We start from the raw sequence: 13,496 nt of genomic DNA on the forward strand, positions 1-13,496 counted from the left end.
GGTGCGCCGCAGGCGGCCTCGGACGCACCCGGAGGGCTCCGGCGCTCCCCTGGCTCCCGTGTCGCGGGCCGCGGGATGCCTCGCGTCAGGCCACCGCGGAGCCGGGCCCTGCTCCGCGGGTGGCCGCCCCGGCAGGCCGCGGGTCCGCAGCACCGCCGCGTGGGTCACAGGACCGACAGGTCCAGCGTGCTGAGGCGGGTGGGGTCGGTGAGGATGTCGAGGGCGACGATCCGGTGGTCGGTGACCGTGAAGGCCAGCACCGCCGTGGGCTCGCCGTCGGTGACGGCGACGAGCGCCGCCGCACCGTTGACCAGGGCGGGTCGGGCCACCTCGGCGAGGCGGGCGTAGCCGAGGGCCTGCCGGCCCACCGCGGCCGCGCCGTGCACCAGCTGGCTGGGCCGGTGCGTGCCGCCGTCCGCGCGGGGCGCTGACCGCGCGCGGACGGCGCTGACGGGCCGGCGGCCGGAGGGCCCGCACCGGCGCGGGTCGGCTGAGCTCCTCGTCCCGCCCCGGCACCCCGAGCCGCCGGGCAGCGCTGGACGACACGTTCGGCGCCGCCCGGCGGTTCGGTCCCGACGGACCGACCGGCCGGGCGGTCAGCCCGCCGCGGCCACCGCGTCCCCGGAGCGCGGGCCGGGCCGGGCGGTCACCGGCGGCTCGGGGAGCCCGAACCGCGCCGCCACCTCGCCCGCGTTCTCGGCGGTGACGCGCAGCAGGTCGCGCTGCCGGTCGTGCACGTCGGCGACGGCCGCCTCGTGGTCGTCGAGCAGCGCCGTGGCGCGTTCGGTGAGCCGGTCGGCGAGCTCGGTCTCGTGCACCGAGACGCCCCACTCCGGGCGGTCCACGTCGGCCAGGAAGTACGCCATCTTCGGGTGCGAGATCAGGCTGATCGCCGGGGTGCCGCAGCCGAACGGGATCATCGTGGCGTGGCCGCGCATGCCGATCACCAGCCGGACCGTCCGGTAGACGTCGAGCAGCCGGTCGTTGGGCAGGTCGTAGAGCGGTTCCACCGGGATGGTCAGGCCGTGCTCCCGGCGCAGGTCGTGCACGAAGCGCTCGTCCGACGGCGAGTGCGGCGCGTACCTGACCTCGCCGTGCCGGCCCAGCCGGCGGACGGCCTCGGCCATCTGGCCGAGGAAGTGCCCGTAGTCGTGCCCGAAGCGCAGTCCCGCCCGGTCGTAGGCGCAGTTGAGCAGGATGACGTCCGACCGCTCGGCGGGCGTCGGGTCCTGCCAGTCGGGCACCAGATGGCGCAGCACCGTGGTCGGGCAGGGCTGGAACCGCACCCGGTCCCGCAGTTCGGCCGGGAGCAGGTCGCGCACCCGCGCCACCGAACCGCGGTTGCGCAGGCCGAAGAACGCGGCATGTTCGACGACCGCGCGGAGGCTGCCGCCGAGCCGGGAGGCGGAGAAGTGCTGCCCGTCGAAGACGTTGAAGCCGACGGCGAAGATCGCGAGCGGCGCGGTGATCCGGGGCAGCATCGCGTCGGGGATGTTCCACTGCCAGCCGCTGTTGCCGTTCGGCCAGGTGTCGGGGAGGAACAGCCCGCCGCCGCCGACGATCACCCCGCGCCGGGCGTTGAGCTGGTCCAGCAGCTCCCGGTTGACCAGCCGGTGCACCGGCACCCGGTGCCAGCGGGAGCGGCCGATCTCGGGCCCGAAGCAGCGGCGGACCGCCTCGGGCAGCACCTTGTCGCCGGCGTTGTCCCGGCCGGTGGCGAACAGCGCGACGTGCGCCACCTGGCTGTCCGGGTCCGGCTCCTGGTCCCCCGCGCCGGACGGCGTCCGGAGGGTGCGGCGGTGCAGGGAGCGCAGCGTGGCGTCGGTGGGGTCGGCGTCCAGGCCGAGCCGGGTGTGGCCGTGCGCCTCCCGGTCCGCGCCGTGCAGCCAGGAGATCTTCGCCAGCTGGGTGTAGGCGCGCGGGGCCACCGCCGGATCGGCGGCGGCCAGCAGCAGGTGGGTGCGCGCCTCGTCGTAGCGGGAGACGGCCATCAGGGCGCTGCCGTACGCCTCCTGGAGCCGGGACCGGCGCGGGTCGCCCGCGGCCGGCGCCAGCACCTCGACGGCCTCGGCGTAGCGGCCCAGCTGGTGCAGCGCGAGGCCCACCGTGCGGGCCAGCACCGCGGAGTCCAACGCCCGCCCGCCGGGCACCCGGATCCGGGGCCGGTTGCCGGCCAGCAGCGGCCGGGCGCAGTGCAGCAGCAGGTCGGGGGACTTGCCGCCGGGCAGCGCGCAGTAGGCAGCGTAGAAGTCCCGCTCTGCGATGCCGTCGGCCGCCGTCGGCGCGTCACCGGGTTCCTCGCCCGGCGCCGGCTCCGGCGGTTCGCCGTCCGGTTCGAACGGGACGACCGGACGCCGGGTGCGGAGCAGCGGGCCCACGTCCCGCCGGACCGGGACGCCAGGGGGGAGGGCGACGACCGTGTCGTAGTCCGGGTCCCCGTCGGGGCCGAGCAGCGCGAGCAGGTCGGGGGCGTTTCCCGAGCCGTTCGCCTCGGCCCCGGCCGTGGCACGTGGCACGATCCGCGGGTGCAGCCGGCGGGCCGCGTCGAGCGCCGCGTCGTCCAGCCCCGAATGCAGCAGCAGAACGTCCTCGCAGACGGTCGGGTTGGACAGGGCCAACCCGCGCAGTTGCGTCAACAGGCCGGGCAGCCGGCCGGCGTCCGCGTACGTCGCGAAGGCGATGCGTCGCTTGCCGGTCACGGTGGAGCCGTGCCTCATGTGCTCTTCCCTCCCGGCCCGCCGGCCCGGCGGGCGGGCTCGGGCGGACCGACTCTGCGGTACGTGGTGACGGCGCGGGTGATGACGGCGCTCGTGGCGTTCATGACGGCGACTCACGCCCCGCCCGCGGCGCGCAGCCGCTCGGGTCGGGCGCCGGTCAGCAGGGTGGTGAGCGCGGAGCGGACGTCCGGGCCGAGGTACCAGTCGCCGGTGTGGTCGACGCAGAACACCCGGCCTTCCGGGTCCAGGGCCAGCAGCGCGGTGCCACCGCCCTCGCCCTCCTCGCCCAGCGGGCAGAGCCGGGTGTCCAGGGCGCTCGCCAGATCCCCCAGCGTGCGGGTCCAGTGCAGACCGCACATCGGGTCGATGAGCACCGGGCTCGGCGCGTACTCCAGCCCGGGCCCGGTGGGGCGGAGCTGCAACCGGCCGTACTCGGCCCAGGTCTCGAAGGCTGCGGGGAAGAGCGTGTGCGTGTGGCCGTGCGGGGACTGGTGGCCGCTGAGCGCGTCGGCCCACTGCTCGGCCCGCGCGGCGTGCCGCCGTCCCGGCTGCCAGCCCGCGTTGGCCAGCGCCTGGTCCAGGCTGCCCACCGCCCAGGGCCCGCCGGTGGCCGGGCCGCCGCCCCAGGTCTCGGTGCCCGGCATCCCCCAGGCCGCCGGTCCCGCGGTCTGGTCGGTGCTGATGCTCCGCACCCCGAGCCGGGCGAGCAGCACGGTGCAGGGCCGGCAGTGCGGGGCGTAGGAGCCGTGCTGCGGGTCGCCGTCCTCGCGGATGTGGCGGGTCGTGATGCCGGAGTCGTGCAGCGCGGCGCGCGCGTCGTCCAGCGTGTCGGCGCCCGCCTCGGCCAGCCGCCGGGACAGCAACGCGGCCTCCGGACAGCGGCCGATGTGACGCTCCCGCTGTCCGGCGCCGAGACCGTCGAGGATGTCCCTGACCACCGGATGGAGTTCGGGCACGCCGATCGCACGGCTGGCGGTGCCGGTCAGCGGCTGCTCCCTGTCGGGCAACGACAGGGCGGCGGCGGTGGTCGGCAGGATCCCGTCCCGGCGGTGCCGGAGCACGGGGGCTGACCCGGGCATGGGGGCGCCCCCCAGGCCCCCAGGGCCCGGGGGAGGATCAACCACACGCGGCCGGGTCGGACCCGGCGGTGTTTGGCCTTGGAAGTCCGATATCACACGCACATCGCACTTTCTTCCCAGCGAGAACCGTCTCCCGCGCCGGCCAGCCTCCCACACCCGATCCCGGCGCGGATACGAAGCGGGGGCGGGAAGGAGGCCGGAACGAACCGGCGGCGAATTCGTGAATCCCCTGTGACGCATGTCATGCCAGGCCGGGCCGGGGGTCGGGCCCCCGCCCGCGTTGCGCGGCCGGGGCCGTGCCACACACCGGCCGACCCCATAGGCTGTGCCGGAACAGCGGAATCCAGAGCAGGGGTAGCAGGGGGCGTAACGCCATGACGACAGGTCGGCTCGGGCAGCAGGCCGCGCCACCGAACCGGGCCTATGCCGGGCAGGTCGTGCAGTTCCCGGACCCGGTGCGGGCCGCCCGTTTCCCGCACGGCGTCCGGGTCGACGCGGACGGCTATCCGGACTTCTCCCCGTACGCCCGCGCGGCCGCCGAGATCGCCGAACCGCCGGAGGGCTTCGGCATCGACGAGCTGCGGCTCACGGACTACGTGTCGGCCAACGCGGCGCTGCACGCCACCGGGCACGAGCTGTGGGCCGACCTGCCGGCCGTGGCCACCCCGCACGGCTGGACCTGGCACCATGTGGCGCGCTCCCGGCGCCTCGAACTCGTACCGGCCGAGGTGAAGGCGCTGCTGCGGCACCACGCCGGCCTGGCCACCATCGACGTGGACCAGAACAAGCGGGGCACCCGGCCGCTGACCGAGACCCGTCCCGTGCACTTCTCGGTGCCGCACTCGGTGGCGGTCGAGGAGGACCGGGTGCGGGCCGCGGAGGAGAAGCTGGGGTACCGGCTGCCCGACGCGTACCGGTCGTTCCTGAAGGCGGCCGGCGGCTGCGCGCCCTCCGGGGTGGCGCTGGACGCGGAGCTCGGGCTGCTGATCGACCAGCCGTTCTTCACGCTCCGCGAGGAGGCGGCCGTCAACGACCTGGTCTACGTCAACAAGTGCCTGCGCGACCACCTCACCAAGGACTACCTGGGCGTGGCCTTCGTGCACGGCGGCATCGTGGCGGTGAAGGTCAAGGGTCAGGACCCGGGCAGCGTGTGGTGGTGCCCGTACGACGACGTCAGGGACCGGGAGGGCCTCACGATCGACCAGCGGGTGGCCGAGCTGCTGATGCCCTGCGGCTCCGACTTCGACGACTTCCTGCTGCGCCTCGTGGGCAATCCCCCCGAGCTGGAGACCGTGGCCAACCTGATGGTGGACGGCGGGTTCGCCCACGTCGTCCCGGTGGAGGAGTGAGGCGCGATGGTCACGTTCGCGCAGGCGCAGGAGCGGGCCGACCGCTGGGTGAACGGCTCGGCCGCGATCGATCCGCGCCGCGAGGTGCGGGTGCGGGAGTTCGACCTGGGCTTCGTCGCCTGGGCCGAGGACGCGGGCGGCGCGCCGGTCAGCGGCGGCAAGCTGGTGATCGCCCGGGACAGCGGTGACACGACGCTGTGGCCGGCGCTGCCGGTGGCCGAGGTGATCCGGCGGTACGAGGAGGTCTACGGCACGGCGCCCGCGGCCCCGGCCGCCGCGGAGAGCGCCCAGCGCATCGACCTGAACGCGACGTCGTTCCTGCTGACGCCGCCCGAATGGCTCCAGGAGGCCGCGGACCGGGCGGCGCCCGGACCCGCGGGGCGGGGGGACGAGCCCGCGGGCCCGGTGCCCTCGGCCTCGCCGGAGGGCGCCCCGGCCGCGCCGGCCGCGCCGAGCGCGGCGGGGTCCGACGCCCCGTGGAACGCCCCGGCCTCAGGACCGGCCGTCGCGGCGGCCGGTGCCGATTCCCCGGTCCCGGACGGTGTGGGTCCCACACCTCCGGGCTCGGATTCGGCCGCCCCCGGCGGCGCGCCCTGGGGAGCGCCGGGCGCCGGTCCGGGAACCCCGGGGTCGGCACCGGCCGGCGACGGTTCTGGGAGCACGGGCCCGACGCCCCCGGGCTCCGATCCGGCCACGCCGGGCAGCGCGGGTGATTCGCCGTGGGCCGGGCGGGACACCGGGCCGTCGGCCGGCGGCGCGGCGTGGCCCGAGGCGCCGGGGTCCGCGTCCCGCGGGTCCTCGCCCTGGGACGCCAACGACACCTCGGGCAGCGGCGCGGACGCCGAGTCCGTCGCCCCGCCGATGACCGTGTTCTCCGCGCCGGTCAACCCCGGCCAGGACGCGCCCGCCGCGCCGTCCGCCGGGTCCGAGGCCAAGACGACCGTGATGCCGCAGGGCAGTTCCCTGCCGAAGACCGCCGTGCACCCCTCCGCACAGGGGCAGCAGCCTCCCCCGGGCCCCGAAGGCCTGGGAGGTGCCCCCATGGCGCCGCCGCCCGGCGCGGGGGCGCCGCCGCCCGGACCTCCGGGTGCCGGGGGCGGACCGTCCCCGCTGCCGCCGCCGATCCCCGGGGGCGGCGCCTCCGACCTGGCCAGCGCCGACACGGCCAGGGCCGAGGGACCGATCAAGCCCGCCGGCGGTGCCGGGGCGCCGGTCCCGCCGCCGCCCGGCGCGCCGGGCGCACCCGGCGGCGGAGGCGACGCGGGAGCGGCCGGAGGCTACATCCCGACCCAGATGGTCGACATCGACGACTTCAGGGCGCAGGCGGGCATCCCCGCGCCTCCCAGCGCGCCAGGGGCACCCGGCGGTGGCGCCGGCACGCCGCCGGCCGCTCCCGGAACGCCGGGCGCGCCGGCCGGTGGCGAGATGCACGGCGCCGCGACCGTGTTCGCGGCGCAGGCGCCGGCCTCGCCCGGCGCGCCCGCCCAGCCCGGGGCACCAGGTGCGCCGCCCGGCGCGGCTCCCGGCGGCCCGCCGAGCGCCGCCCCCGGCGCCGGGACGGGATACGGCTATCCGCAGTCCGGCCAGCCCACCGTCGGCTCCGGCTACATGGCGGTGCTCCGCTACCGCGCCCCCGACGGCTCCGAGCAGCAGCTCATCCGCCGCTCCGCCCCCGGCATGCCGCATCCGGAATGGCAGATCCTGTACGAGCTGCGCGGCATGAACGTGCCGCCCCAGGCGGTGCTCGAACTCCACACCGAGCTGCAGTCCTGCGAGCTGCCGGGCGGCTACTGCGCCCGCATGGTCAGGGAGACCTGGCCCACCGTCCGGATCACCCACACCGCCCCGTACGGCCGGGACCTCGGCTCCCGGCAGGCCGGGGTGCGCCACCTGGTGGAGCACCAGGACGAGCTGCAGCAGTTCGCCGACGGTCCGCCGCGCGCCACGCCCGTGCGGGCGCCGCTGCCGCAGCAGCAGCCCGCGCCCGCCATCGGCCTGGACGTGATCGGGCAGGAGCTGGCCGACGCGTACGGCCCGCAGGGCGTCTTCCGTTACGAGCCGCAGGCCGCGTCCCGACAGGGCGTGCCGGAGATCGTCACCCAGACCCTGATCTGGGCCGGGCTGCCGCGGGAGATCAACCCCTTCTTCTGGGCCTTCGCCCAGCCCGGGCGCCCGGTGCCGACGCTGGCCGAGGTCGCGGCCGAGCGCGGCATACCGTCGGCGCCCGACGCCGGTTCCTATCTCGTGATGGGCAGCGACTTCGGGCGCCAGCTCTGCGTGCAGTACGGCACCGCCTGCATCGTCGCGGTGCCCCTGGAGCTCGGCCCGGGCGGCCAGGCCGAGCCGCCGCAGTTCGTCAACGCCTCGTTGCCCCAGTTCGCCCGATGCATGGCGCTGCTGGGTCGGATGTGGCGACTGCGGTACGGGCTGAGCCCCGACCAGGCCGGCCGCTGGACCACCGACTTCCAGGCGGAGCTCGCCGCGCTCGACCCGCAGGCGGTCGCCGACCCGGAGAGCTGGTGGTCGGTCCTTCTCGAGCAGATGTGGGACGGGCTGCTGTAGCGTCCCACCCCCGTTAACGAACCCATCGAAGGGCACTGACGTGAGCTCCATCCGCCCCGAAGCCGTGATCGTTCTCGCAGCGGGTGAGGGCACCCGCATGAAGTCGGCGACGCCGAAGGTGCTGCACGAGATCTGCGGCCGGTCGCTGCTCGGCCATGTCGTGGCCGCCTGTGCGGAGCTGGACCCCGAGCACCCCGAACACGTCGTGGTCGTCGTCGGGCACGGCAGGGAGCAGGTCACCGCGCATCTGGCGCGGACCGCGCCCGGCGTGCGGACCGCCGTCCAGCGGGAGCGGCGGGGCACCGCGGACGCGGTGCGCGCGGGGCTCCTCGGCCTGGCGGAGGCCGGTCTGGTGCCGACCGGCACGGTGTTGGTGACCTGCGGGGACATCCCGATGCAGACCGGCGGGACGCTCGCCGCGCTGGCCGAGGCGCACGTGTCCGAGGGCAACGCGGTGACCGTGCTGACCATGGAGGTGCCCGACGCCACCGGCTACGGCCGGGTGATCCGCGGCGCCGCCGAAGGGCCGGACGCGGGCGCGGTCACGGCGATCGTCGAGCACCGGGACGCCAGCCCGGAGCAGCGGGAGATCCGCGAGGTCAGCTCCGGGGTCTTCGCGTTCGACGGGAAGCTGCTGGCCGAGGCGCTCGGCCAGGTGCGCGCGGACAACAGCCAGGGCGAGGAGTACCTGCCCGACGTGCTGGGCATCCTGCGCGCCGCCGGCCACCGGGTGGGGGCGCGGCTGGCGGCCGACCACCGCGAGCTGGCCGGGATCAACGACCGGGCGCAGCTGGCCCGCGCCCGCCGGATGCTCAACGACCGGCTGCTGGAACGGGCCATGGTGCGGGACGGGGTGACCGTCGTGGACCCGGCCAGCACGTGGCTGGACGCCACGGTGACCCTGGAGCCCGACGCGGTGATCCACCCGAACACCCAGCTGAAGGGCGCCACGCACGTCGGCGCGGGCGCGGAGGTCGGTCCGGGCTGCACGCTCGCCGACACCGCGGTCGGCGCGGGCGCTGTGGTGAACAACACGGTGGCGGACGGCGCGCGGATCGGCGAGGGCGCCCGGGTCGGCCCGTACGCGTACCTGCGCCCCGGCACGGTGCTGCGGGCGTCGGCGAAGGCCGGCACGTTCGTGGAGATGAAGAACGCGGACATCGGCGAGGGCACCAAGGTGCCGCACCTGTCGTACGTGGGCGACGCGACGATCGGGCACCACACCAACATCGGCGCCGCCACGGTGTTCGTGAACTACGACGGGGCGGAGAAGCACCACACGACGATCGGTTCGCACTGCAAGACCGGTTCGGACAACATGTTCGTCGCACCGGTGACGGTCGGGGACGGCGCCTACACGGCGGCCGGTTCGGTGATCACCAAGGACGTCCCGCCGGGATCGCTCGCCGTGGCCCGCGGCCAGCAGCGCAACATCGACGGCTGGGTGGCCAGGCGCCGGCCCGACTCCCCCGCGGCACGGGCCGCGGAGGCCGCCCATCAGGGCCCGGCGGCCCCGGAATCCGGCCCGGCGGTGCGGCCGGCGGCCGAGCCGGAACCGCGGCCGGAGCCCAGGCCAGCGGACCACTGAGCGCGACCTCCTGCCGTACCGTCTAGGCTGCCTCTCACGGACAGATGACCTCGAAACGGCCCCGAAACGGCCTGGGACGACGCCGCCGCGGACTGCAAGGAGACGTACTGTGACCGGGTTCAAGACGACCGGCGAGAAGAAACTGATGCTTTTCTCCGGCCGCGCGCACCGCGCCCTGGCCGAGGAGGTCGCCGGGGAGTTGGGCGTGGGGCTGGTCCCGATGACCGCCCGCGACTTCGCCAACGGCGAGATCTACGTGCGTTTCGAGGAGTCGGTGCGCGGAGCTGACTGTTTTCTGATGCAAAGTCACACCGCGCCGATCAACAAGTGGATCATGGAACAGCTCATCATGATCGACGCGTTGAAGCGGGCGTCGGCGCGGAGCATCTCGGTGATCATCCCGTTCTACGGCTACGCCCGGCAGGACAAGAAGCACCGGGGCCGGGAGCCGATCTCGGCGCGGCTCATGGCCGACCTGCTGAAGACGGCGGGCGCGGACCGGATCATCACGATGGACCTGCACGCGGACCAGGTGCAGGGGTACTTCGACGGCCCGGTCGACCATCTCTTCGCGCTGCCGCTGCTCACCGACTACATCGGCAGCCGGGTGGACCGCCAGAAGCTGACCGTGGTCTCGCCGGACGCCGGTCGGGTGCGGGTCGCGGACCGCTGGGCCGACCGGCTCGCGGCGCCGCTGGCCATCGTGCACAAGCGGCGCGATCCGAACGTGGCGAACCAGGTGACGGTGCACGAGGTGGTCGGCGACGTGCGCGGGCGGGTGTGCGTGCTGGTGGACGACATGATCGACACGGCGGGCACGATCTGCGCGGCGGCGGACGCGCTGTTCGCCAACGGCGCCGAGGACGTCATCGCGGCGGCCACCCACGGCGTGCTGTCGGGTCCGGCGGCGGACCGGCTGAAGAACTCCCGGGTCAGCGAGTTCATCTTCACCAACTCGCTGCCCACCCCGCGGGAGGTGGCGCTGGACAAGATCACGGTGCTCTCCATGGCCCCCACCATCGCCCGCGCGGTCCGCGAGGTCTTCGAGGACGGCTCCGTCACCAGCCTCTTCGAGGGCGACGCATAGCCCTTGCCGGGCCCGCACCCACGCGTGACCCGCGCCCCCGCGGCCCGGCACCATCCCCGGGGGCTCCGCCCCCGAACCCCCAACCCCGGGGCCTCGCGTTCGGACCTTCCCAGGCGCCACCCGCCCCACCCTCTTCCGGGTCGGGCCCGGACGGGCCCGAGTCCCAGCACGGGGGTGCCAGCGGGTCCGGGCCGCCGGCCCGGGGTGGCGTGGCCAGGCACGGGCCGCGGGCCCGCCGGCAGGGCCGTTCGCGGGTGCGGGGCCCGGGGAGGGCCGGGGTAGGATCGGGGGCGCACGGCGAGGGAGGCCCGTTGGGGGTCATCCGTTATCGACGCGCTCCGCCATCCGCGCGGCAGCTCCTCCCTCACCATTGACCGATCATGAGGGAGTAGCCATGGCAGACGTGAACATCACCGCCGAGCCGCGGAGCGAGTTCGGCAAGGGCGCCTCGCGCCGCATCCGCCGCGAGGGCAAGGTGCCCGCGGTCATCTACGGGCACGGCATCGACCCGGTGCACGTGACGCTGCCGGGCCACGAGACGATGCTCGCGCTGAAGGCGCGCAACGTGCTGATCAGCCTGGACGTGGACGGCCGGGAGGAGCTGGTCATCCCGAAGTCCGTGCAGCGCGAGGCGATCCGCGGCTTCCTGGTCCACATCGACCTGCTGGTGGTCAAGCGCGGCGAGAAGGTCAACGTCGAGGTGCCGGTCCACGTCGAGGGCGAGCTGGCCCCGGGCGGCGGCCTGCTGGAGCACGTGCTGAACGCGCTGCCGGTCGAGGCCGAGGCCACGCACATCCCCGAGTCGGTCACCGCGACCGTCGAGGGCCTGACCATCGGCGACTCGGTGCTCGCCCGGGACATCCCGCTGCCGGCCGGCACCTCGCTGGCCATCGACGGCGAGGACGTGGTGCTCCAGGTGCTCCAGCCGCAGGCCGAGGAGCCGTCGGGCGCCGAGGAGAACGGCGAGGAGGCCGAGGCTCCCGCCGTCTGATCAGCCTGATCCGTCTGATCCGCCGACCGTTCGGCGAGTGGGAGAATCTGACCATGAACGATTCCAGCGGCACCGGCGACGAGCCCTGGCTCGTCGCCGGCCTGGGCAATCCAGGCCCGCGGTACGCCGGCAACCGGCACAACGTGGGGTTCATGGTGGTCGACCTGCTCGCCGAGCGGGCGGGAGGCACCTTCCGCACGCACAAGGCCAGGGCGGCGGTGCTGGCCGGCCGCCTCGGCGGCGTGCCCGGCAGCCCGGGGCCGCGCGTCGTGCTGGCGAAGCCGCTGTCGTTCATGAACCTCTCCGGCGGACCGGTCGGCGCGCTCGCCGCGTTCTACAAGATCCCCGTCTCCCGGCTGGTCGTGGTCCACGACGAGCTCGACCTCGAGTACGGCGTGCTGCGGCTCAAGCGCGGCGGCGGGGACAACGGCCACAACGGGCTGAAGTCGCTGACCGCCGCGCTCGGCAAGGACTACTACCGGGTCCGCTTCGGCGTGGGCCGCCCGCCCGGCCGGATGGACACCGCGGACCACGTGCTGCGGGACTTCTCCGCGGCCGAGCGCAAGGAGCTCGACTACTTCGTGGACCGCACCGCCGACGCGGTGGAGACGCTCGTCACACGGGGCCTGGAGCCGGCCCAGAACGCGTACAACTCCTGAGCCCGCGGTGGACGGATCACACGGCTGGGACGAGGTGCGCGCCGCCTCGCTGCTCTTCGAGGACGAGGCGATCCTGGCGCTCAACAAGCCGCCGGGCATCTCGGTGATGGGCGAGCGGCACGAGACGGACCTGGTGCGGATGGCCGGCGAGGCCGGCGAACGGCTGTATCCCGTGCACCGCATCGACAAGGTGACCTCGGGCCTGGTGCTGCTGGCCAAGGAGGTCCGCTTCCACTCGGGGCTGACCCGGCAGTTCAACAAGCAGACGGTGGAGAAGGGCTACCTCGTCGTCACCCGGGCCTCGGGACCGCCCGACGGCTCGGGCCAGGACGGACTGCCGGAGCGCGGCACGATCGAGCTGCCGCTCAGCGTCGGGCGCAAGAACCGCGTCAGGGTGGCCGGCCGGCGCGAGGACATCACCCGCGGCGCGGACCGCTCGCCGGCGGGCGTCCGCTGGTCGCTGCCGCCGGGCGGCGAGTTCGCCGACAAGCGCAGCTACCCGTCGACCACCACCTTCGTCCGGCTGTGGGCCGACGAGCGGAACGCGCTGCTCGCGGTGCGGCCGGTCACCGGCCGGCGGCACCAGATCCGGGTGCACCTGGCGTGGATCGGCCATCCCATCGAGGGCGACCCGCTGTTCGACCGGGCCAGCGCCGACCGCGGCGTCAGCACCCGGCTGCACTCCTGGCGGCTGGCGTTCGACGCGGCCTGGGCGGGCGACGCCCGGATGCGGCTGGTCGCGCCGCCGCCGCCCGGCTTCTTCGACCCGCTGCGGGAGCGGCTGTCCGGCGCCGCCGCGGAGGAGCTCCTGGCGCGCGTCTGACCGGCGTTGGCCACGCGGCCGGTCGCCCTCAGCCTTGACCGCGCGTGCCGCCATGGCCAAGGATCTGCGCCATGCCCGCCACGTCTGTCGCTCCCGCGGAGCCCGTCAGAAGCAGCAGGGCCCGCCGGGCGGGGGACAGCGCCTTCGGGGCGCTGCTGCTGGTCCGGCTCACGTTCCTGGGGCTGCTCGCCCTGCTGGTGGTGGGGGCGGGGGCCTGGGCCTCCTGGGACACCGCGCGGCACGCGATGGTCGCGGACGGCCAGCAGCGCGGCACGCTGACCCTGCGGGCCTGCGACCGTGAGGTGTGCGTCGGCTCCTTCGAACCGGCCGGGCGGGACGGCGAGGCGGGCACCGCGCCCGAGGACGCGGTGCTGCGCGAGACCATCGGCCTGGAGCCCGGCCAGGAGCTGCCGGTGGCGCTGGTCCCCGCACCGGCGGAACCGGCGGATCCGGCGGCGGCAAGCGCGCGGGAGGCGGTGCGCACCGGGGCGGCCGGCGTGCTGTACGCCTGGCTGCCGCTGACCGGCGGGCTGCTGCTGGCCTCCCTGGTGCTGGCCGGCGGCCTGCGGCTGTACCGCACGGCGTGGGCCACCGCCGGCCTGGCCCTCACCCTGCTGACCACGACGTTCGTCCTCTGGTAG

At 75.3% G+C, this 13,496-nt stretch carries 11 protein-coding genes and 1 pseudogene; 8 read left to right on the forward strand and 4 right to left on the reverse strand.

Annotated elements, in window-relative coordinates:
* Positions 1–164 precede the first annotated feature (164 nt).
* The 4 genes and pseudogenes from ABGB06_RS06980 to ABGB06_RS06995 all read right to left on the reverse strand — a co-directional run.
* Complete coding sequence (locus ABGB06_RS06980) at positions 165–386, reverse strand: hypothetical protein (RefSeq protein ID WP_347586315.1); 222 nt, start codon at positions 384–386, stop codon at positions 165–167.
* A gap of 210 nt (positions 387–596) precedes the next feature.
* The gene (locus ABGB06_RS06985) at positions 597–2,717 is read right to left on the reverse strand and encodes a polysaccharide pyruvyl transferase family protein (RefSeq protein WP_347586317.1); all 2,121 of its coding nucleotides are present in this window, start codon (positions 2,715–2,717) and stop codon (positions 597–599) included.
* A gap of 113 nt (positions 2,718–2,830) precedes the next feature.
* On the reverse strand, positions 2,831–3,361 hold the full coding sequence (locus tag ABGB06_RS06990) for an SUKH-3 domain-containing protein (protein ID WP_347586597.1): 531 nt from the start codon (positions 3,359–3,361) through the stop codon (positions 2,831–2,833).
* 60 nt (positions 3,362–3,421) lie between these two features.
* A pseudogene (locus tag ABGB06_RS06995) lies at positions 3,422–4,036 on the reverse strand (YwqJ-related putative deaminase); the annotation flags it as partial.
* Between the two features lie 134 nt (positions 4,037–4,170).
* Between ABGB06_RS06995 and ABGB06_RS07000 the strand changes: the two are divergent.
* The 8 genes from ABGB06_RS07000 (at position 4,171) to ABGB06_RS07035 (ending at position 13,496) form a co-directional block, all read left to right on the forward strand.
* The gene (locus ABGB06_RS07000; protein ID WP_347586319.1) at positions 4,171–5,145 is read left to right on the forward strand and encodes an HNH endonuclease; all 975 of its coding nucleotides are present in this window, start codon (positions 4,171–4,173) and stop codon (positions 5,143–5,145) included.
* A gap of 6 nt (positions 5,146–5,151) precedes the next feature.
* Positions 5,152–7,707, forward strand: coding sequence for an SUKH-4 family immunity protein (locus ABGB06_RS07005; protein ID WP_347586321.1), 2,556 nt, complete (start codon positions 5,152–5,154; stop codon positions 7,705–7,707).
* Positions 7,708–7,747: 40 nt separating this feature from the next.
* Positions 7,748–9,295: a bifunctional UDP-N-acetylglucosamine diphosphorylase/glucosamine-1-phosphate N-acetyltransferase GlmU gene (gene glmU, locus ABGB06_RS07010; RefSeq protein WP_347586323.1), complete on the forward strand. Its 1,548-nt coding sequence runs from the start codon at positions 7,748–7,750 to the stop codon at positions 9,293–9,295.
* Between the two features lie 109 nt (positions 9,296–9,404).
* The gene (locus ABGB06_RS07015) at positions 9,405–10,382 is read left to right on the forward strand and encodes a ribose-phosphate diphosphokinase (protein ID WP_347586325.1); all 978 of its coding nucleotides are present in this window, start codon (positions 9,405–9,407) and stop codon (positions 10,380–10,382) included.
* A 394-nt stretch (positions 10,383–10,776) separates the two neighbouring features.
* Positions 10,777–11,373 (forward strand): 50S ribosomal protein L25/general stress protein Ctc, encoded by a 597-nt coding sequence (locus tag ABGB06_RS07020; protein ID WP_347586327.1) that lies wholly within the window; start codon positions 10,777–10,779, stop codon positions 11,371–11,373.
* Positions 11,374–11,426: 53 nt separating this feature from the next.
* Entirely contained in the window at positions 11,427–12,032 is a 606-nt protein-coding gene (gene pth / locus ABGB06_RS07025; RefSeq protein ID WP_347586329.1) for an aminoacyl-tRNA hydrolase, read from the forward strand.
* Between the two features lie 7 nt (positions 12,033–12,039).
* Entirely contained in the window at positions 12,040–12,855 is an 816-nt protein-coding gene (locus tag ABGB06_RS07030) for an RNA pseudouridine synthase (protein WP_347586331.1), read from the forward strand.
* A gap of 71 nt (positions 12,856–12,926) precedes the next feature.
* Positions 12,927–13,496 carry a hypothetical protein gene (locus ABGB06_RS07035; protein WP_347586333.1) on the forward strand — a complete coding sequence of 190 codons (570 nt, stop codon included), beginning with the start codon at positions 12,927–12,929 and terminating at the stop codon, positions 13,494–13,496.

It is taken from the genome of Streptomyces sp. B6B3, assembly GCF_039871525.1.
Taxonomy (GTDB): domain Bacteria; phylum Actinomycetota; class Actinomycetes; order Streptomycetales; family Streptomycetaceae; genus Streptomyces.